The sequence below is a fragment of the Streptomyces sp. NPDC090077 genome (assembly GCF_044747545.1).
In the GTDB taxonomy this organism is placed as follows: domain Bacteria; phylum Actinomycetota; class Actinomycetes; order Streptomycetales; family Streptomycetaceae; genus Streptomyces.
In genome coordinates this window covers 742,832-762,864 of sequence record NZ_JBIVEG010000001.1, presented here as the reverse complement: position 1 = coordinate 762,864, position 20,033 = coordinate 742,832, and the positions used below count along the sequence as shown (strand labels likewise).

Annotated in this window: 19 protein-coding genes and 2 pseudogenes; 17 read left to right on the top strand and 4 right to left on the bottom strand. The window is 72.9% G+C overall.

Annotated features, from left to right (window positions below):
• The first annotated feature begins 54 nt into the window (after positions 1-54).
• From ACIPW5_RS03350 to ACIPW5_RS03310, 9 genes are all read left to right on the top strand, one after another.
• Positions 55-1,920: a glycoside hydrolase family 15 protein gene (locus tag ACIPW5_RS03350; RefSeq protein WP_401239639.1), complete on the top strand. Its 1,866-nt coding sequence runs from the start codon at positions 55-57 to the stop codon at positions 1,918-1,920.
• Positions 1,921-2,046: 126 nt separating this feature from the next.
• On the top strand, positions 2,047-2,691 hold the full coding sequence (locus ACIPW5_RS03345; protein ID WP_401239636.1) for an L-threonylcarbamoyladenylate synthase: 645 nt from the start codon (positions 2,047-2,049) through the stop codon (positions 2,689-2,691).
• Between the two features lie 61 nt (positions 2,692-2,752).
• Positions 2,753-3,388 carry a carbonic anhydrase gene (locus ACIPW5_RS03340; RefSeq protein ID WP_401239633.1) on the top strand — a complete coding sequence of 212 codons (636 nt, stop codon included), beginning with the start codon at positions 2,753-2,755 and terminating at the stop codon, positions 3,386-3,388.
• Positions 3,389-3,542: 154 nt separating this feature from the next.
• Positions 3,543-4,799 (top strand): hypothetical protein, encoded by a 1,257-nt coding sequence (locus ACIPW5_RS03335; protein ID WP_401239630.1) that lies wholly within the window; start codon positions 3,543-3,545, stop codon positions 4,797-4,799.
• On the top strand, positions 4,796-6,388 hold the full coding sequence (locus tag ACIPW5_RS03330) for a substrate-binding domain-containing protein (RefSeq protein ID WP_401239628.1): 1,593 nt from the start codon (positions 4,796-4,798) through the stop codon (positions 6,386-6,388). Before ACIPW5_RS03335 ends, ACIPW5_RS03330 begins: the two co-directional genes overlap by 4 nt.
• On the top strand, positions 6,372-7,142 hold the full coding sequence (locus ACIPW5_RS03325) for a hypothetical protein (protein ID WP_401239625.1): 771 nt from the start codon (positions 6,372-6,374) through the stop codon (positions 7,140-7,142). The genes ACIPW5_RS03330 and ACIPW5_RS03325 overlap by 17 nt, the downstream gene beginning before the upstream one ends.
• 651 nt (positions 7,143-7,793) lie before the next feature.
• Positions 7,794-8,666, top strand: a complete 873-nt coding sequence (locus tag ACIPW5_RS03320; protein ID WP_401239622.1) for a hypothetical protein — start codon at positions 7,794-7,796, stop codon at positions 8,664-8,666.
• A complete protein-coding gene (locus tag ACIPW5_RS03315) occupies positions 8,663-9,181 on the top strand; it encodes a hypothetical protein (RefSeq protein WP_401240089.1) in 519 nt (172 codons plus the stop codon). Before ACIPW5_RS03320 ends, ACIPW5_RS03315 begins: the two co-directional genes overlap by 4 nt.
• 33 nt (positions 9,182-9,214) lie before the next feature.
• Positions 9,215-9,742, top strand: a complete 528-nt coding sequence (locus ACIPW5_RS03310; protein WP_401239620.1) for a hypothetical protein — start codon at positions 9,215-9,217, stop codon at positions 9,740-9,742.
• A gap of 200 nt (positions 9,743-9,942) precedes the next feature.
• On the opposite strand, the pseudogene ACIPW5_RS03305 reads toward ACIPW5_RS03310, so the two are convergent.
• Positions 9,943-10,127 (bottom strand): annotated as a pseudogene (locus ACIPW5_RS03305) (thioredoxin-disulfide reductase); the annotation flags it as partial.
• Between the two features lie 303 nt (positions 10,128-10,430).
• Here ACIPW5_RS03305 and panD point away from each other — a divergent pair.
• The 5 genes from panD to ACIPW5_RS03280 all read left to right on the top strand — a co-directional run bounded on the left by panD (position 10,431) and on the right by ACIPW5_RS03280 (position 13,701).
• Positions 10,431-10,850 carry an aspartate 1-decarboxylase gene (gene panD, locus ACIPW5_RS03300; protein WP_401239618.1) on the top strand — a complete coding sequence of 140 codons (420 nt, stop codon included), beginning with the start codon at positions 10,431-10,433 and terminating at the stop codon, positions 10,848-10,850.
• Positions 10,851-10,867: 17 nt separating this feature from the next.
• Positions 10,868-11,209, top strand: coding sequence for a GNAT family N-acetyltransferase (locus ACIPW5_RS03295; RefSeq protein ID WP_401239615.1), 342 nt, complete (start codon positions 10,868-10,870; stop codon positions 11,207-11,209).
• Complete coding sequence (locus ACIPW5_RS03290; RefSeq protein WP_401240086.1) at positions 11,203-11,823, top strand: arylsulfatase; 621 nt, start codon at positions 11,203-11,205, stop codon at positions 11,821-11,823. Before ACIPW5_RS03295 ends, ACIPW5_RS03290 begins: the two co-directional genes overlap by 7 nt.
• Positions 11,824-11,844: 21 nt before the next feature.
• On the top strand, positions 11,845-12,039 hold the full coding sequence (locus ACIPW5_RS03285; protein ID WP_401239612.1) for a hypothetical protein: 195 nt from the start codon (positions 11,845-11,847) through the stop codon (positions 12,037-12,039).
• Positions 12,040-12,282: 243 nt separating this feature from the next.
• Positions 12,283-13,701, top strand: a complete 1,419-nt coding sequence (locus ACIPW5_RS03280) for a transglycosylase family protein (RefSeq protein ID WP_401239609.1) — start codon at positions 12,283-12,285, stop codon at positions 13,699-13,701.
• 156 nt (positions 13,702-13,857) lie between these two features.
• Here ACIPW5_RS03280 and ACIPW5_RS03275 read toward each other — a convergent pair.
• A pseudogene (locus ACIPW5_RS03275) lies at positions 13,858-14,583 on the bottom strand (DMT family transporter); the annotation flags it as partial.
• A gap of 280 nt (positions 14,584-14,863) precedes the next feature.
• On the opposite strand from ACIPW5_RS03275, the gene ACIPW5_RS03270 reads away from it, so the two are divergent.
• The gene (locus ACIPW5_RS03270) at positions 14,864-16,339 is read left to right on the top strand and encodes an SDR family NAD(P)-dependent oxidoreductase (RefSeq protein WP_401239607.1); all 1,476 of its coding nucleotides are present in this window, start codon (positions 14,864-14,866) and stop codon (positions 16,337-16,339) included.
• A gap of 46 nt (positions 16,340-16,385) precedes the next feature.
• On the opposite strand, the gene ACIPW5_RS03265 is transcribed toward ACIPW5_RS03270, so the two are convergent.
• A complete protein-coding gene (locus ACIPW5_RS03265) occupies positions 16,386-16,796 on the bottom strand; it encodes a hypothetical protein (protein WP_401239604.1) in 411 nt (136 codons plus the stop codon).
• Between the two features lie 296 nt (positions 16,797-17,092).
• Here ACIPW5_RS03265 and ACIPW5_RS03260 point away from each other — a divergent pair, with 296 nt between their 5' ends.
• Complete coding sequence (locus ACIPW5_RS03260) at positions 17,093-17,263, top strand: hypothetical protein (RefSeq protein WP_401240124.1); 171 nt, start codon at positions 17,093-17,095, stop codon at positions 17,261-17,263.
• Between the two features lie 190 nt (positions 17,264-17,453).
• Positions 17,454-18,437 (top strand): NAD-dependent epimerase/dehydratase family protein, encoded by a 984-nt coding sequence (locus ACIPW5_RS03255; protein WP_401239601.1) that lies wholly within the window; start codon positions 17,454-17,456, stop codon positions 18,435-18,437.
• Here ACIPW5_RS03255 and ACIPW5_RS03250 read toward each other — a convergent pair.
• Positions 18,423-19,862, bottom strand: a complete 1,440-nt coding sequence (locus tag ACIPW5_RS03250; protein ID WP_401239598.1) for a lipase maturation factor family protein — start codon at positions 19,860-19,862, stop codon at positions 18,423-18,425. The genes ACIPW5_RS03255 and ACIPW5_RS03250 overlap by 15 nt on opposite strands.
• Positions 19,863-20,033 lie beyond the last annotated feature (171 nt).

Below are 20,033 nucleotides of genomic sequence, written 5' to 3'. Positions count from 1 at the left end.
ACGGCCGCCGCCGGCCACCGGCCGGGCGGCTCCCGGACCCCCAGCGGAGGCCCGATGCGCCCCTACCCGCCCATCGCCGAGCACGGACTGATCGGGGACCTGCAGACCTGTGCCCTCGTCTCGTCCGACGGGGTGCTCGACTGGTTCTGCTCACCGCGCTTCGACTCGCCCAGCGTCTTCGCGAGCCTGCTCGACGCGGACCGCGGCGGATACCTCGCCCTCACGACCGACCCCGCCCGGACCCCGGACGGCGCACCGCGGGAGCCGGGCGACGGGGTCGTCACCCGCCAGCTCTACCTGGCCGACACCGCGGTCCTCGTCACCCGCTCCCTCACCCCCGAAGGCGTCGGCGAGGTCATCGACTTCATGCCCGTCCACGAGCCCCACACCGCCACCGACCGGCACCAGGTGGTGCGCGTCATGCGGGTGGTACGCGGGACCGTGCGCTTCCGGCTGGAGTGCCGCCCCCGCTTCGACTACGGACGGGCGCCCCACGCCCTCGCGTGCGACGGCGCCACCGCCCGCTTCGACGGACCCGGCACCACCGCCTACCTGCAAGCCCTGGGCCCCGTCGCCCTGGAGGCCGACGGGACGGACGTGCGGGCGGCCGTGACCCTGTCCGAGGGCGAACGCGCGGCCGTCCTGCTGACGGTCTGCGACGCGGACGGCCCCGCCCCGCCGCCCGCGAGCCCCGACGACGTGATCGGGGCGTTCAACTCCGTGCGCGAGTTCTGGCACGGCTGGATCGGACGCTGCACCTACCACGGCCGGTGGCAGCAGATGGTCAACCGCTCCGCGATCACCCTCAAGCTCATGACCTACGCCCCCACCGGGGCACCGGTCGCCGCCGCCACCATGGGCCTGCCCGAACAGGAGGGCGGCGAGCGCAACTGGGACTACCGCTACACCTGGATCCGTGACGCCTCGCTCGCCGTGCGCGCCATGCGCGACCTCGGCTTCACCGAGGAGGCGCACGCGTTCCGGATCTGGCTCATGCAGCGGGTGGCGGACGGCAGGGCCCCCAACGGCGAACCCCTGCAGATCATGTACCGGGTCGACGGGGACCCGTACCTGGACGAAGAGGTCCTCGGCCACCTGGAGGGCTGGCGGGGCTCCGCTCCGGTCCGCGCGGGCAACGGCGCCGCCGACCAGTTGCAGATGGACATCTACGGGGAGGCCCTGTACGGCCTGGCCCAGGCCGGCCCCACCGGCGACCTGGTGGGCTTCGACGACTGGCGGCGCTGCGCGGCCCTGCTCGACTGGCTGTGCGAGAACTGGGACCGCCCCGACGAGGGCATCTGGGAGACCAGGGGCGGCCGGAAGGACTTCACCTACAGCCGCCTCATGTGCTGGGTCGCCCTCGACCGCGGCATCCGCCAGGCCACGGTCACCGCCCGGCCCGGGAACCTGCCCCGCTGGACCGCCGCGCGCGACGCGATCCTCGAACAGATCATGACCCTGGGCTGGAGCACGGAGCGCGGGGCGTTCGTCCAGGAGTACGACAGCACCGTCCTCGACGCCTCACTGCTGCTCATGCCCCTGGTCGGCTTCATCACCCCCGGGGACCCGCGCTGGCTGTCCACCCTGGACGCCATGGACCGGGAGCTCGTCTCCGACAGCCTCGTCTACCGCTACGACCCGGCGGCCTCCCCGGACGGCCTCCAGGGCTCGGAGGGCACCTTCTCGCTGTGCACCTTCCTCTACGTCTACGCACTCGCCCGGGCCGGCCGCGTCGACCAGGCCCGCTACGCCTTCGACAAGATGCTCACGTACGCCAACCACGTCGGGCTCTTCGCCGAAGAGGTCGGTCTCACCGGTGAACAGCTCGGCAACTTCCCCCAGGCCTTCACCCATCTGGCCCTCATCACCGCGGCACTCGCCCTCGACTCCGCCCTCGACCGGGCCGCCGGCACCGCCTGAGCACCGCCCGGGGCCCGCCCTCCCCGCCCCCGCGCGGCCGGACCGCGCCCGCCCGTGCCGGTACCCTGCCGGGGTACGTCTGCAGGTGCGGGCCGGGCCGAGCGCCCGGTGGAACGGAGAACGACGATGGCCCTCAGGTACGACTGCTCCACGCCCTCCGGCCTGGCCGACGGACTCGATGCCGCCGGCCTGGCGGTGGGCCGGGGCGAGCTCGTGGTGCTCCCGACCGACACGGTCTACGGCGTCGGCGCGGACGCCTTCGCCCCCGACGCCGTGGACCGGCTGCTGGGGGCCAAGGGCCGGGACCGCGCGATGCCCTCCCCGGTCCTGGTCGCCTCCCCGGACGCCCTGGAGGGCCTGGTCGCGGACTTCCCCAAGGAGGGATGGGCCCTGGTGGAGGCCTTCTGGCCGGGCGGGCTGACCCTGGTCCTGCGCCACCTGCCGTCCCTGACCTGGGACCTCGGGGACACCAACGGCACGGTCGCGGTCAGGATGCCCTCCCACCCCGTGGCGCTCGACCTGCTCGCCCGGACCGGCCCGATGGCCGTCTCCAGCGCGAACCTGACCGGCCGCCCCTCCCCGCAGGACTGCGACGCGGCCCAGGACATGCTCGGCGACTCCGTCGCGGTCTACCTCGACGGCGGTCCCACCGAGGCCGCCGTCGCCTCCTCGATCGTGGACCTCACCGGCCCGGCCCCGGTCCTCAGGCGGGCCGGGGCGATCACCGCCGACGTCCTGCGCCGCGTCGTGCCCGACCTGCTGGAGCCCTGACCGGCGGCCGCCCGCGGGACCTCGCTGGGCGGCGGTCCGGGCGGGGCCGTAGCCTGCGGTCATGACTACTCCGCCGTCACCGACCCCGTCCGAGGCCTACGAACTGCTGCTGGCAGGCAACCGGCGTTTCACCGCGGGCACGCCCGAGCACCCGAACCAGGACGCGGCGCGCCGCGCCCAGACCGCGCCGGCCCAGAGCCCCTTCGCCGCGCTCTTCGGCTGCTCGGACTCGCGCCTGGCCGCCGAGATCATCTTCGACCGCGGCCTGGGCGACCTCTTCGTCGTCCGCACCGCGGGCCACGTCGCCGGACCGGAGGTCCTGGGCAGCATCGAGTACGCGGTGAGCGTGCTCGGCTGCCCGCTGGTGGTCGTCCTGGGCCACGACACCTGCGGCGCCGTCGCCGCCACCCGCGCCGCCCTGACCGACGGAGTCAGCGCCACCGGTTACGTGCGCGACGTCATCGAACGCGTCACCCCCAGCGTGCTCGCCGCCCGCGCCGCCGGCCTCACCGACGAGGACGACATCATCGCCGAGCACATACGCCACACCGTGGACCTCCTCCTGGACCGCTCCCGCGTCATCGCCGACCAGGTCGCCGCGGGCCGCGCCGCCGTGGTCGGCCTGTCCTACCGGCTCGCCGACGGCAGCGCCCGGGTCGTCACCACCCGCGGCCTCCCCAGCGGGATTCCGGCCTGACCGACCGGGGGACCGCACGGCGGTCCCCCGGCGCCCGTCCCGGCGGTCCTCGGGCCGCCCACACGAATTCCCGGTGAACCGCGCATCGGACACCCGATCGCGCGGGTACGCTCCCGGCGGTGCGGCGGAGAACCGCCGAGGGGGGAGCGTACCGATGGGCGGGGAGTTACGCGTCGTCGAGGAACCGCGCCTGGCCGTCGGGCCGCCGGTGTCCTCCCGGTGGCCGAGACGCAGGCTCACGGCCGTCCTGGCACCCGCCCTGGCGGCCGTGCTGATCGGCGGCGGGCTGCTGGCCACCTCGGGGAACGCGGGCCTGCCGGCCGAGCGGATCGTCACCCTGGAAGGCCGGATGGCCTCCAAGCGGGACTACTTCGAGGACCCCGAAGTCCGGCGCATCCTCCTGCGCCACCACATACGCCTGCACATCACCAGCGCCGGATCGCGCGAGGTCGCCGTCCGTGACCTGTCCGGGTACGACTTCGTCTTCCCCTCCGGCCAGCCCGCGGGCGACCTGATCACGAACAGGCTCGCCGCGGAGGGCAAGTACGCCAAGGTGCACCGCCCGTTCGTGAGCCCGATCGTGCTCGCCACCTACCGGGAGTACGCCGAGACGCTGCGCGCCGCCGGGATCGCCACCCCGCAGCCCGGTTCCGCCGCCGGCGGCGACCCGGCCCACCCGCTCTACTACGTCCTCGACATGCGCGAGTTCCTCCTCCGCGTCAACGAGGGCAAGCGCTGGAACGACCTGGGCATCCGGGCCCACGGGATCGCGAACGACAACCGGATCGTCGTCCAGTCCCCGGACGTCTGCGGGTCCAACTCCGCCGGCACCTACCTGGCCCTGGTCTCCTACACCTGGCGCGGCAACGGCGCCGAGGTCCCCTCGACCGACCAGGAAGCCGACGCCCGCGCCGACGCCATCGGGCCCCTCATGGAGCAGGGCCTGCCCGCCTCCGACGTGTTCCGCACCTACATCTCGCCGGAGGGCAAGGGGATCGCCCCGCTCGTCGTGGCGTACGAGCACCAGTACCTCACCTACCAGACCCAGGTCCGGGCCGAGACGCAGCAGCTGGACGCGGGGCGGGTGCTGCTCTACCCGTCCACCCAGTTCGTCACCCAGCCGGAGTTCATCGCGCTGAACCGGGACGGCGACCGGCTCGGCGAACTCCTCACCCACGACCCCGGGTTGCGGCGCCGGGCGATGGAGCTGGGCTTCCGGATCCTCGACCCGGCGGGAGAGGTGGCGGGCGACCAGCTCACCCGGTTCCTGGAGGACCGGCACATCCCCGTGCCCTCGGTGACCGGCAACGACACCCGTGCCCCCATGCCCCGCATCCGCTACCTGGAGCGGATGATCGCCCGGATCGGCGACTGCCCCGTCGCCGACGTGGCGGGCGGGCCGCCCGGGTGAGCGGCCGCAGCCGGACGGCCGGACTGCTCGCCCTGTGCCTGGGCCTCCTCTGGCTGCTCGCCGGCACGGGCTGCACGGCGCACGGGGACCGGCCGACCACCCTGCGGGTGCTGGCCGATGCGGAACTCCGGGACATGGCACCCCTGTGGGACGACCTCCGGCGGGACACCGGGATCACCCTGGAGCTGGACCACCGCGGCACCGACGAGGTGCTCCGGACGCTCACCGGCCCCGGCCCCGGCCACGACCTCGCCTGGCTCGCCTCCGAACGCCCCCTCCAGCTGCGGCTGAAGGCCGCCGGAGGCCGCACCGAGACCCCGCTCGCCACCAGCATCATGCGCTCCCCGGTGGCGATCGGGCTCAAGCGGGCCGCCGCCGAGCGGCTGCGGCAGCGCACGCCCGACGGCCGGATCTCCTGGGCCGACGTGGCCGACGCCGCCGCCGACGGCTCCCTCGCCTTCGGGATGGCCGACCCGCGGCACACCGACAGCGGCCTGGCCGCGCTCGTCGGCGTCGCGACGGCCGCCGCGGGGACGGGCTCCGCCCTGCGGCCCGAGGACGTCTCCTGCGAACGGCTCCGCGGGTTCTTCACCGGACACCGCCTCACCGAGGACTCCCCGGCCGCCCTCGCCGACGGGTTCGTACGCCGCCAGGGCGAGCTGGACGCCCTCGTCACCTACGAGTCCGACCTCCTCGCGCTCAACGCCGGCGGCCGGCTGCGCGAGCCCCTGGAGATCGTCCACCCCGCGGACGGCATGGTCCTCGCCGACTACCCCCTGCTGCTCCTCGACCCGGCCAAGCGCGCCGCGTACGACCGGCTCACGGCCTGGCTGAAGAGCGGCCCGGTACAGAAGAAGATCATGGAACGGACGCTGCGCCGGCCCGTCGACCCCGCCGTCCCCCGGATCGAGGCCCTGCGCCCGCCCATCGGCAACGCCCTCTACTTCCCCGACCGGCAGGAGGTGCTCGACCGGCTGCTCGCCGACTACGCGAAGGCCGCGGGCGCCCCGCCCGCGCGGGTGTTCTTCGTCCTCGACTTCTCCACGTCCATGGCGGGCGAGCGCATCGCCGCGCTCCGCGCCACCTTCGCGGGGCTCAGCGGCGCGGACGACTCCCGGTCGGGCAAGTTCCTCAGGTTCCACCGGGGCGAGTCGTTCACGGTGATCCGCTTCGCCGGCCGGGTCCTGGACGAACGCACCCTCACCTACCGCACGCCGGCCGACCTGGACCTGCTCCGGCGGGCCGTCGCCGCCGACGACTTCGCGGCGGACACCGCCGTGTGGTCCGCACTCGACCACGCCTACGGCCGGGCGGCCGAACTGGTCCGGGACATTCCCGGGCAGGAGGCCTCCGTCGTCCTCATGACGGACGGCGAGAACAACGCCGGGACCGGGCTCGACGCCTTCCTCGACCGCTACCGCGCGCTGCCCCCGGCGGCCCGGGCCGTCCACACCTACACCGTCCGCTACGGCGACGCCGACCCCCGGGAACTCGACCGCGCGGCGCGGGCCACCGGCGGCCGGATGGTCGACGCCACCGCCCAGTCCCTGCTGAACGCCTTCAAGGAGACCCGTGGCTGTACTGAGTGAGGAATGGTGGGGCGTCTGGTGGCCCTGGATGCTCGTGTGGCTGCTGACGGCGGGCGGCGCGCTCACGCTCCTGGTGCTCGCCGTGTCCTGGTTCACCGGCGGCCGCCGCTCCGCCGGCCGGGACCTCACGTACAGCATCTGCTTCTACCTGCACGAGAAGTCCGTCATGGACCACTACCAGATGCGCGGGTACGCGGCCGCGCTGCGCCGCGAGGTCGAGCAGCGGACCAGCGACAGCAAGGACGGCACGATCCGGACCAAGGTCTTCGGGGTCGGGGCGGACGCGGGCCGGCGGGAGAACCGCGAGGTCGTCAGCAGGTACCTGGAGGTCGCCGAGCCGATATCGGTGATCGGCCTGGTCATGGACGTGCTGGAGGAGAAGGACGTGATCGTCCACGTCGACCTCGTCACCCGGACGGTCCTGCGCAACAAGGCCCTGGCGAAGGCGCTCGCCGCCGCCCCCGGGCCCGGCCGGGCGCGCGACGTACGGCTGCGGGACATCGAGGACTTCGTGCTCGTCCGGGGCCGGTTCCGCAGGATCGGCGACACCCCGGACGGCACCGTCTTCCTCGCACCGTACGGAGACCCCGAGGACCCGGCCCGAGGCCCCCGCGTCCGGGTGACCTGCGCCACGGAGGGACTGCGCAACGAGGTCCCGCGGGGCCCCTTCTCCGCCCGCTGCCTGGGCAAGGTCCAGGACTGGAACGCGGAGGACGCGGTCCTGGAGGTCCAGGCCATGGCGATCTTCCGCTGACCCGCGACCCCGGGGCCCCGGACCCCTGCTGCCGGCCGCGCGAATCGTTGTAGGGTGCGGCGAACGCCCTTGACCTGCGGTAAGCGGGCAGGGAGCAGACGAACCGGGAGTTTCCGCATGCTCCGCACCATGTTCAAGTCCTACATCTGACATCTGAACGTTTCCGCAGGTCAGCGGCGTGGCGGCGGGGCTTTGGTCAGCAAACGGTCAGCATCAGCCCCTTGAGCTGCTCACGGAGGCACGCCAGCCGGCGGTCGCGCATGTCGCTGGCGCAGGGGCGTGTCGGCGCGGCGTGAGGGCCTCTGCCGCGTGGAGCCCGACGTCGTTGAGGCTGCGCCAGGCCGCCCTCGCCGACGACACGGTTGCAGTCATCCACCCGACGACGGCGCAGAGTATGGCGGCGGCAGCTTCGTCTCCTTCGTTCAGGTGAAGCGAACGCTATTTCGACAGCAGTTCGATCTCAGGGTTCCTAGCGTCGGCAGGAGTGTTTCGCTGGGCGAGAGGACTCGAACGTGACCGACCCTGCTGTAGGTGTGCGTCCACCCGCTGTAGCGCGTCGGCTTCCAGGCCAGGCGAAGCGGCGCACGGCTGTCCTGCGCGAGTATGAGGAACTCACAATTTCGAGCGCCGCAGGGGGATTCCTCCGGTGCTGTGGCCGTTCTTCGCGCCCGGACCCGGACCGGCGCGGCCGACGCTTCGCGGAGCGCGAGCGCGAACGCCAATGCGACTGCGGATGCGGCTGAGGCGGCCAACGGCTACGCGGACGCGGCGGGCGCGCATTCGGCGGAGGCAAGCAGTGCCGCGGCGGAGGCACGCCGGCATGCGAACGCCGCCAACCGTGCCGCGAACAACGCCGGCGCGCTCGCGCGCCGTTCGGCCGAGGCTGCTTTCGAGGCGCGGGACGCGGCGAACTCCGCCGCGGGCCATGCCGAGAGGGCGGCGGATGCGGCTGAGTTGGCGGCGAAGAACGCGGGGCAGGCCTCCAATGCGGCAGTCGATTCCCGTAGGCAGGCCGAAGCCGCCCGGCAGGCGGCCGACGCGGCGACGACGGCCGTCGACACCGCCAAGAAGGTTCACCAGATCGCGCTGGACATCGAAACGGAGGAACTGTCCGCCCGGGGCGAGGCCGCCCTGGAGCGCGCCCGGTCGGAGAAGGCCCAGAACGAGCGTCTGATCTCCAAGACGGCGGCGGTCGCCCTCCAGGCACGTGCCCTGGACTCGACCGCGACTGCTCTGGCCGCCGAGGCCGCGAAGCCCGACGTGGACGTCAAGGTCACGGCTGCCAAGGGGCGCCGACCGGCGCTGGACGCCTTCAAGCTCCGCGGCCCGTGGGCCCAGCAGGCCGCCGCCGACGCGCTGGCCGGCTCGGATGCCGTCGTCCTGGAATACCTGCGCAATGGCTGGCGCAAGGCGGAACAGGAAGAGGCCCGGGAGAAGGTCCTGCAGCTCAGCACCACCAGCCCCTACCCCTCAATCCGGCAGGGCGCGAGAACGAGAAGAAGTGGAAGAACGCGGCCGATCTGACCGCGCAGGACACCCTCCGCACCCCTGAGGGTGGCACCGCGCAGATCGCCCAGATCCGCCACTGGACCGGCCTGGCACCGGCGTATGACCTCACGGTCAACGACCTCCACACGTACTACGTGCTGGCCGGTGACACCGCGGTGCTGGTGCACAACCAGGACGAACTCCCGTGCAACCCCCTGGACGTGGGGCAGCAGATCGGTGATTACGTCAGGGCCAACGTCCCCAAGGGCAGCGGGCAGCTGAATCACATCTCCGAGACCGTGACCGGCCTGGGGATGGGACAGAAGAATGCAGCTCTGACAGCCCACGCTGCTGCCAAGCGGGCGTTCAGCGATGCGATGCCCCCCTTCTTCGAGGACCCCCTCCCGAACGGGAACGTTGTCATCCTGCCGACGCTTCCGACCGTCAAGGCATGGTTTGAAGTGACTCCCGAAGGGGCTGTCCTCGCCCGCAAGAGATCATGGATGCCTCCCATCAACGGAAAGTGGGATCTGCGGCCAGACGGGCCCTGACGTTCATATGCAATGCACCCGAAGGAAACGAAAATGAGTCAAGGCGACTTGGGCCCGGCCGAATACCAGCTCTATCTGCTCGAGACGATGAGGCCGCTGCCGGAAGCACTGGACGCGGCTCTGAGGGGGGTCGGATGCTCCCAGGAACGGATGGAACAAGACGCGGAACGCATCCGGTCAGTCATTCAGATGCCTGCCGGGTCCGCAGGCCGGACACGGGACATCCTGAGAGACGTTCGGACCCATCAGGAACAGAATGGGCTCGTCGAGCGTTACAAATTCCCGCTCTGGCCGGACTGTGAACTCGAAGTCGAATACCATCCGGCATGGGATTTCTTCATGCGGCTCTGGTTCGTCCGAGCCCCCGGAAGCGAGTCACCCACTGGCCAGCCCACGCCGTGGACCTGGCTCAAGGATGAGGTCCTTGCGCAGTACGAGGACGTCAAGGAACTCACGCTCTGGCTTCCCTACGAGACCTATGACGTACTGAACCCGAAGGATGGGAAGCGCTACTTCCTCCGCTTCGGATGGCACGTCCTGCAGGAAATCGAGGAGATGTAGCCGAACGGCCCCCGGGATTCCACCGTCGGGTGGAATCCCGGGGGCTCGGGGCGGGGGTTAGTAGAGCTGTTGGACGCCGAGCATGGCCTTGGCCGTCGAATCCCATGAGTTTGGCATCCTCGGCCACCAGGATCAGGGGCGCATGACGGGCGTAAGCGCGCACATCGTCGCTGTCGCCCCCACCCCCGGGGGGCAGCCAGTCAGGCGTTGACCTGCGCCATGCCGACCTTCGTGTTGCCGTCGCTCATGGTGGGGAGGTAGCGCCCGGCGTGCAGGGCCGCTGCGCAGCCCGAACCGGCTGCGGTGCGGCTTGGTTGTAGGTGTGGTCGACGACGTCGCCCGCGGTGAAGACGCCGGGGATGCTCGTACGGGTTGAGGGGGAGGCGGGCACAGGGACCGGTCCTGCGGGGCCCTGGCGGTCGGCCGCTGGGGGATCGGCACGTCTGCGTGATGTGCCGTCAGATAAGTCAGCATCGGTCCCCCCCCATTCCGAAGAGGCTGGCCGATGCCAAGCCTGGTCTGCTGCTTCGCAACGGCCTGGAGCCCACGGAAGTGCAGGCCAGGAGCCTTCTCGTCAGAGGCAGTCGATTTTCCTTAAGATCTCCGATCCAAAAGCCTAGCGGTGTAGAGTGCGGAATGCCCTTGACCTGCAGAAAGCAGGCAGGGAGCCGTCTTCTAGGAGCTCGCATTGCTTCGCACCATGTTCAAGTCCAAGATCCACCGGGCCACCGTGACGCAGGCCGACCTGCACTACGTCGGGTCCGTGACCATCGACGCGGATCTGCTCGACGCCGCCGACCTGCTGCCCGGGGAGCTCGTCCACATCGTGGACATCACCAACGGGGCCCGGCTGGAGACGTACGTCATCGAGGGGGAGCGCGGGTCCGGGGTGATCGGGATCAACGGGGCCGCCGCGCACCTCGTGCACCCCGGGGACCTGGTGATCCTGATCAGCTACGCGCAGGTCGAGGACGCCGAGGCGCGGGCGCTGAAGCCGCGCGTGGTGCACGTCGACGGGGACAACCGGATCGTGGAGCTGGGTGCGGATCCCTCCGCGCCCGTGCCGGGTACGGACCAGGAGCGCAGCCCCCGTTCGGTGGCTGCCTGAGCCGAGGGAGCGGGACCGTGGCGATCGAGCTGGTGGACGAGCGCAAGGCCGGACGGCTGCTGGCCGTCGAGGACCGCAGGGTGGTCGGGTTCATCGCGTACTTCGTGCTCGCCGCGGAGCCCCGCGCCCTGGTGGCGGTGCACACCGTCGTCGAGCCGGGGCACGACGGGCGGGGCATCGGCGGGGACCTCGTGAAGGGGTTCTACGGGATGGCGGCGGCCGAGGGGGTGCCCGTCGTGCCGCTCTGCCCCTACGCCGCCGCCTGGGCCGCGAAGCACCCCGATCGGGCGCCCGCGGCCCCGGCCGCCGTCGTCGAGGCCGCCAGGGCGCAGCTGGAGCAGGACGCCGACCTCTGGTGAACGGGCTGACGCTGCTGCACACCTCCCCCGTGCACGTGCCCGTGTTCGACGCCCTCGCCGAGCGGGAGCACCCCGGTGCCGTGCTGCGGCACGTGGTGCGGCCCGGGCTGCTGGAACGGGCCCGGGAGCTGGGGCCGGAGGGTGTGCGGGCCGAGGTGCGGGAGGTGCTGTCGGGGCTCACGGGGCCCGTCCTGGTCACCTGCTCCACCCTCGGGGGCGTCGCCGAGTCGCTCGCCCCCGAGCTCGGGTTCCCCGTGCTGCGGGTGGACCGGCCGATGGCCGCCCTGGCCGTGCGGACGGGGCCGCGGGTCGTCGTCCTGGCCGCGCTGGAGTCGACCCTGGGGCCGACCCGGGACCTGCTCCTGGAGGAGGGGGGCCGGCAGGTGCGGGGGCAGGTGGTCCCCGGGGCGTGGGAGCTCTTCGAGGCCGGGGACGGGGGCGGGTACCTGCGCGCCGTGGCGGCCGCTGCCGACGGCGTCGCCGGTGCCGACGTCATCGTGCTGGCGCAGGCCTCGATGGCCGGGGCCGCCGGGCTGGTGCGGACCCGGGTACCCGTGCTGGCCAGTCCGGCGCCGGGGCTGGCCGCCGCGCTCGCCGGGGGGCGTACCGGGTGAGATCGGGGGAAGGTGGTCGTTATGGTGCGAAACCTTGACCAGACGCAGCCGCCCGTCCCCGAGCCCGAGCCGGCCCCCGAGCCGTTCCCGCCGCTGCCGGACCCCGGGCCCGTGCCGCATCCCGTGCCCCCCGTGCCGCCGCCGTTCCCCGAGCCCGACCCCGTGCCTCCGCCGCCCGGTCCCGCGCCGATCCCGCAGCCGGGTCCGCTGAGCTGACGGACCCGGCTGCGGCCGGAACGATGATCCGCAGCGTCCTCAGGCAGGTGCAATACCCCTTGATGTCACCAGAAAAGGGGACGTGACGGACGGGGGGTCAGGGGTGGATCCGTGGAATCGGGGGACCCCGGCGCGGAGTTGTGGGATCGTCAACTCAGGCCGCCCTACGGCTGGTTGTCGCCCTTGTCCCTGCATCGGGCCGCCGTTAGGTTGTGCGGTCCTGATGTCTTTTAGGGGGCTCTTATGGGTGTACGACGGGGCCGGCACCGCCGGTACCAGCCGAGCAGCATCAACCGGGCCTCGCTCGTCGTCACCGCAGGTGGCGCCGGGATCGCGCTCCCCCTCATCGGTGCCACGGACGCGCAGGCCGCTTCCGTGGACACCTGGAACAAGGTCGCCGCCTGCGAATCCACCAACAACTGGCAGATCAACACCGGCAACGGCTACTACGGCGGCCTCCAGTTCAGCCAGAGCACCTGGCGCGAATTCGGCGGCACCGCCTACGCCCCGCGCGCCGACCTCGCCACCAAGGCCCAGCAGATCGCGGTCGCCGAGAAGGTGCTGAAGGGGCAGGGCCCCCGGGCCTGGCCCGCCTGCGGCCCCCAGGCCGGGCTCAGCCGCAGTGGTCCGGCCCCGGTCCTCGACACCAAGGCCCCCGCGAAGCCGACGGCCGCCGCAGCGGCCAAGCCGGCCGCCAAGCCCGCCGCCAAGCCCTCGCCCGAACCCGCCGCGAAGCCCTCGGGGCAGGCCCACCAGGACCAGGTGCGGGCGACCAAGGCCACCACCCCGACCCCCGTCACCATGCCCCGGCCGACCGGCACCACCGTCCTGCCGAACCCGTACGTGGTCGCCCCCGGGGACTCCCTCTCGACGATCGCCTCCGACCAGCACGTGGAGGGCGGCTGGCAGGCCCTGTACGAGACGAACCGGTCCACCGTCGGGGCCAACCCCAACCTGATCTTCCCGGGCCAGCGGCTCACCCTCAGGGTCACCACCGCCCCGCCCGCCCAGAACCCCGAGAAGCCGCCGCGCACCGCCGAGCCGGTCAAGCCCGTGGAACCGGCCGCTCCGCAACCGGAGCAGCAGAAGCCGGAACAGCCCAAGCCCGAACAGCCCAAGCCGGAGCAGTCCAAGCCGGCCGAGAAGCCCAAGCCCCAGCCCGAGCAGTCCAAGCCCGCCGAGAAGCCCAAGCCCGAGCCGGCCTCGAAGCCCGCCGGCAAGCCCGTGTCAGCGGAGCAGAAGCCCGCCTCGGGCGGCGGCGCCTTCACCGCCCCCGTCGACGCCGGGATCGGCACCGCCTACCGCGTCGCGGGATCCTCCTGGTCCAGCGGGTACCACACGGGCGTCGACTTCCCGGTGCCGACCGGCACCAGCGTCAAGTCCGTCGGACCCGGCACGGTCGAGTCGGCCGGCTGGGCGGGTGCCTACGGCTACCAGGTCGTCATCAAGCACACCGACGGCCGCTACTCCCAGTACGCCCACCTGTCCGCGCTCGGCGTCAAGGCCGGCCAGCAGGTCTCCGGCGGCCAGCGGATCGGCCGCTCCGGCTCGACCGGCAACTCCAGCGGCCCGCACCTCCACTTCGAGATGCGCTCCGCCCCCGGCTACGGCTCCGACATCGACCCGCTGAAGTACCTCCGGAACAAGGGCGTCGGCATCTGAGGGATCCGGGGAACGCGAGGGATCCGGGAGGTCCGAGGGATCTGACCCCCGCACGTGCGGCGGCACGGCCGTGAGCAGGACCAGGCCGGCCGCCGCCAGTGCGCCGCTCGCCAGCGCCGCGACGGCCCCCGCAGTCCCGTACCGGAAGCCCTCCTCGAACAGCGAGATCCCGACCGCCGCCGCGACCACCGGGTTGACCACCGTCACCGTGGCCAGCGGCGCGGTCAGGCCCGCTCCCCGGTAGGCCGCCTGCGACAGCAGCAGCCCGCCCGCCGCCAGTACCGCGATCGCCGCCAGGTCCGGACCCAGGGAGCCGAGCGAGCCGGGAGTGAAGGCCTCGGCCACCGACTTGGTGAACACCGACCCCATCCCGAAGGCCGTACCGGCCGCCGCGGCCAGCAGCACGCTGCGCAGCACCGTCCGGCGCATCCGCCCCGCCGCCAGGACCAGCACCGCCACCCCGGCCGCCGTCACCGTCAGCAGCAGGCTCCGCTCACCGCCCGCCAGGGCCTGCCGCCCCGCGCCCTCCCCGCCCGTCAGGGCCAGCAGCCCCGCCAGGCCCGCCGTCGCCAGCAGCGCCCCGCGCCAGGCGGCCACGCCCGCCCGGCGGTGTACGCACACGGCCGCCATCGGCAGCGCGAAGACGATGGTCAGCGCACCCAGCGGCTGCACCAGGCTCAGCGGCCCGTACGCCAGCGCCACCACGTGCAGCAGCGCACCGAGGCCGTTCAGCGCGACGGCCGCCCACCAGCCCGCGCGGCGCACCGGTGCGTAGGGGCGGTCCGGCGAGCTCGCCGCCACGTGTTCCTGGACGATCGCGCCGCCCGCGTACGCGACGGCGGAGACCAGGCAGAGCAGAACCGACAGGGCCAGGGCACTCATGAGATCCACCATGCCCCAAAGGGGCGCGCCGTTCATCCGCCCGCAGACCCCTTGATCGCGGTCCGAGTCGTCCTCCTGGCATACACCAGCGGGAGTACGCGCAAGCCGCCCCCGGGGGACGAAGGGCCTTGATCCCCTCCATACCGTGACAGGCCCCTCGCGGTCCGTGAGGCGGGCGGGAACGGGTTTGGTCCCGGGCGTGTCGGATCCGTACAGTTTCCGTTTTGGGGACTTCCGCAGCAGGCGGACGCGGACGAGCGAACAGGGAACGGCAGCGGCCATGACGGTGACCGAAGACAACCACGCATACGGGCCGGGCATCGACCCCGAGCGCCTCGCCGTCTGCCTCAGCGTGCTCGACGAACTCGACAAGATCGACGTCGACCATCCCGACGCCATCACCGTACGCCGCGCCACCGCCGGCATCTACCGCACGGTGAAGCAGCGCCGCCGCCAGGAGCGCCGCGCCGCCAAGACCGCCAACGACAAGGCCGTCACCGAGGCGACCGCGACCGGCTCCGCCGAACGCATCGACGACGAGACCGAGGGCATCCTGCCCAGCTCCGTCACCGAGGCCGGCCGGATCGCCGGGATACTCCAGCGCCCGCGCTCCTGCTACGTCTGCAAGACGCGGTACGTCGAGGTCGACTACTTCTACCACCAGCTCTGCCCGGACTGCGCCGTCGAGAACCGGACCCGGCGCGAGGCCCGCGCGGACCTCACCGGCAAGCGCGCGCTGCTCACCGGCGGCCGGGCCAAGATCGGCATGTACATCGCGCTGCGCCTGCTGCGCGACGGCGCGCACACCACGATCACCACCCGCTTCCCCAAGGACGCCATCCGCCGCTTCAAGGCGATGGAGGACTCGGCGGACTGGATGCACCGCCTGGAGGTCGTCGGCATCGACCTGCGCGACCCGGCCCAGTCCGTGGCGCTCGCCGAGCAGGTGGCCGGGGCGGGCCCGCTCGACATCCTGATCAACAACGCGACCCAGACCGTGCGCCGCCTCCCCACCGCGTACGCCGCGCTGGTCGAGGGGGAGGGCGCCCCGCTGCCGGCCGGCGAGCTGCCCGCCCACCACGTCATCGGCGCCTTCAATTCGGGTGCGGTCGACGGCCTGGCGGCGCTGCCCGTCGGCGTCAGCGGGCTGGAGGCACAGAAGGTCGCCGACCTCGCCCTGGTCGCGGGCAACGCCAGCCTGGAGCGGCACCTCGCCGGCACCGCCATCGACGCGGGCGGCCTGCTGCCCGACGTCGTCGAGTCCAACACCTGGGTGCAGACCATCGACCAGATCACCCCGGTCGAGCTGCTGGAAACCCAGCTGTGCAACTACACCTCGCCGTTCATCCTGATCAGCGCGCTGCGACCGTCGATGGCCGAGGCCGCCCGCAAGGCCGCCAGCGGGCGCGCGTACGTCGTCAACGTCTCCGCGATGGAGGGCGTCTTCAGCCGCGGCTACAAGGGCGCGGGACACCCGAACACCAACGCCGCCAAGGCCGCGATGAACATGGTGACGCGGACCAGCGGCCAGGAGATGTTCCAGACCGACCGCATCCTGATGACCTCGGTCGACACCGGCTGGATCACCGACGAGCGCCCGCACTTCGACAAGCTGCGCCTCGCCGAGGAGGGCTTCCACGCCCCCCTCGACCTGGTCGACGGTGCCGCCCGCGTCTACGACCCGGTCGTCCGGGGCGAGGCGGGCGAGGACCTCTACGGGGTCTTCCTGAAGGACTACGCCCCCGCCAACTGGTAAGAGCGGCTCCCGAGGGGCCGGCCGTCCCGCCGGGACGGCCGGCCCCTCACTCGTACGGGCGAACCGTGCCCTGCCTTCCGTAGGCCCCGGCCGCGACCAGTTCCAGCAGCGGCCGCCAGTCCTCCACCACTCCGGCGTCCAGCCCGGAACTGCCGCCCGAGCGGACCGCGTGGTGCAGTGCCTCGGCCGCCGCGTCCCCGGCGGCGTCCGGCCCCTCCGGCCTCGTCAGACGGGCCACCCGGTCGCCCAGCAGGGGGCGGACCGCCTCGGCCGCGTCACCCCCCTGGGCCGACAGCACCGGGCCCAGGAAGTGGACCAGCCCGGCCACTTGGAGCTCCTTGTCGAAGGGGTGCGAGCGGCGGAGCAGGGCCGCCGTCTGGAGCCCCCGGCCGCCCCGGTGCGCGTGCAGGAGTTCCATCAGCTCGTCGACACTGTCGATCGTGGGCAACCCCGACATAGCCACAACGGCTCCCTCCGTCGTCCGCGCGCACGCGCCACCGCCGACGAGCAGATCAGCCCCGGCGGACACGCCGACGTACGACTTCCTGAACTCGGGGCGAAAACAAGCGGTCCAGCGCGGATTTTACCGTTCCATCGAGCGGACCCCCGCTCATATGTGTACCCTAAGGCGCAAGGAGCCCCCACCCGGGCACCCGCTCCACCAAGGCGCCACCGCGTCCGGACGAACCTCTGAATCCCCCTATCCGGCGCGCGGTCCCGCCCGCCGGGTTACGCGACACAAGGGAGTGCGCGGTGACTGAGACCAAGAAGACCGACCCGACTCTGGAGCTCACGGGACGGGGGCCGAGCACGCGGTCCGACGAACTCGGCAGCCTGGAGGTCTGGGCCCGCTCCGCACCCATCCGGCTGGCCGGCTACGAGGACGACCTCGCCGAGCCGCACATCCTGCCCGGCATCGACTGACGCCGCCGGCGCGGCCCACGGGCCGCCGACCCGAAGAGCGGACCCGCGCCCCCCGCGCCCCACGGCGACGGGGGCGCGGCACGTGCGGCGGCCCCCGCCGGAAGGTTCCCGGACCCCCTACGCCGTCAGCGTCATCGCCGTGGGCGATCAGCCCTTCCGCGACCCCGCCGGTCCCGGCAGGGTCGGGCGCATGAGACTTCTGATGCTGGGCGGGACCGAATTCGTCGGCCGCACGATCACCGAGGCCGCCCTGGACCGGGGCTGGCAGGTCACCGTCTTCCACCGGGGGCACCACGCGCCCCCGGCCGGGGCGGCGGTCCTGCACGGCGACCGCACCGCCCCCGGCGGGCTCGCCGCCCTCGCCGAGGGGGAGTGGGACCTGGTCGTCGACACCTGGGGCGGCGCCCCCACCGCCGTCCGCGACAGCGCCCGGCTGCTCGCGGACCGGGCCGGCCGCTACGCGTACGTCTCCAGCCGCTCCGTGTACGCCTACCCCGCCCCCGCCGGCCTCACCGAGGACGGTCCGGTGGTCGACGGCTCGCCCGACGCCGGCTCCACCGCCTACGCCGAGGACAAGCGGGGCGCCGAGCTCGCCGCCCTCGACGCCTTCGGCGACCGCGCCCTCCTCGTCCGCGCCGGGCTGATCCTCGGCCCGTACGAGAACGTCGGCAGGCTGGCCTGGTGGCTGAACCGCGCGGCCCGGGGCGGCCCGATGCTCGCACCCGGCCCCCGTGACCTGCCGCTCCAGTACATCGACGTGCGCGACCTCGCGCGCTGGACCCTCGACGCCGCCGCGGCCGGCCTCGGCGGCCCCTACGACCTGGTCTCCCCGTCCGGCCACGCCACCATGGGCACCCTCCTGGACGCCTGCGCCGCCGCCACCGGCGGTACGCCCGAGCTGCGCTGGACCGGCGCGGCCGCGATCGAGGAGGCCGGCATCGCACCCTGGACGGAACTGCCGGTCTGGATCCCGGAGGGCGAGCTGCACGACTACATGTTCGCCAGCGACGTCACCAGGGCCCTGGCGGCGGGCCTGGTCTGCCGGCCGGTCGAGGAGACCGTCGCCGACACCTGGGCCTGGCTCCGCTCGATCGGCGGCACCGCCCCGATGCGCCCCGACGTCCCGGAGAAGGGGATCTCCGCGGAACGGGAGGCGGCCCTACTCGGGCTCTGAGGGGGCGGCCTCCGCGAGGCGGGTCGGCGGCAGGTACTCGCGCAGCAGCCGCCGGTGCCACCAGGCGCCCGTCTCGCGCAGCTCCCGCCAGGTGGTGAACCGGTAGCGGTACAGCCGGGCGCGCACGAACCGCGGCGGGGCGTCCGGGAACGGATTGCGGCCGATCAGCCGCAGCGTGTCCCGGTCGCCCGCCAGCAGCCGCTCCGTGAACGGCCCGAACCAGTCCCGCGCGTAGCCGGGGGAGAGGGCCGCGAACCACATCAGCCAGTCGAGCCGCAGGTGGTAGGGGGCGAACTGGCGCGGGAGCCGCCGGAGGTCGCCCGGTTTGCCCTTGAAGCCGTACGCGCGCCAGTCCCCGTCCTCGCGGGGGACGCGGTCCGCGGTGCCCTCGACGACCACCTCGTCGCGGAACCGGCCGACGGTGCCGAAGGCCCCGTAGGTGTTCACCAGGTGCAGGGGGTCGAAGGACCGGTTCATCACCTGGCGGCGCGACACCAGGTTGGCCACCGGGTGCCGGCTCAGCGCCAGCACCAGCACGGTCACCGCGCACACCAGGACCGCGTACCAGACCGGCGCGCCGCGGGAGGCGGCGGCGGGCGGCGGGCCGGCGACCCCCGTGAAGTCCACCGCCGAGAGCGCGAGGGCGATCGTCAGCCAGTTCAGCCAGGCGAAGTTCCCGGACAGCACCAGCCACAGCTGGGTGGCCACCATGATCCCGGCCGCGTACGAGGCCACCGGCTGCGGGGTGAACAGCAGCACCGGGACCAGCAGTTGGGTGACGTGGTTCGCCGCGCACTCCACCCGGTGCAGCGGCTTCGGCAGGTGGTGGAAGAACCAGCTCAGCGGGTTCGGCATCGGCTGGGTCTCGTGGTGGTAGTAGAGGCAGGTCAGCCCGCGCCAGCAGGCGTCGCCCCGGATCTTGATCAGCCCGGCGCCGAACTCCACCCGGAACAGCACCCACCGCAGCAGCCACAGCACCAGTACCGGCGGCCCGGTCCGGGCGTTGCCGAGGAAGACGGCGAGGAAGCCGACCTCCAGCAGCAGGGACTCCCAGCCGAACGAGTACCAGGTCTGGCCCACGTTGACGATGGAGAGGTACAGCAGCCACAGCAGCGCCCACATCCCCATGGCGGCGCCCAGCGGCACCAGGTCCCCCACCCCGGCGGCCAGCGCCGCGGCCACGGCCGCCCCGCCCCAGGCGCAGCAGGCGAACAGCCGGTCGGAGTAGCGCAGTTGGAACAGGCTGGGAGCGCGCCGGAAGGGCACGTACCGCACGTACCGCGGGACGGGCAGCATGCCGTGCGCCCCGATCAGCGCCCGGAACTGCAGGGCGGCCCCGACGAAGGCGAAGACGTAGACACCGGCCAGGGCCCGCTGGAAGACCAGCCGCCCCAGCCAGTAGCCGGGCGCGGTGAACCAGTCCATCCCCTCCAGTATCGGCCGGGACCGGCCGGGGCGCGCAGGTGCGTCTTCCCGAACGCGTTCAAGAGGCCGGCCGGGGCCCGCCCGGCCCCTCGGAGGCGGCCGGGGCCGGTCCGGCGCTCCGGTTGCGGTACCCCGGGACATGCGGCAGACAAGAGGGAGCAACCGGGGCGA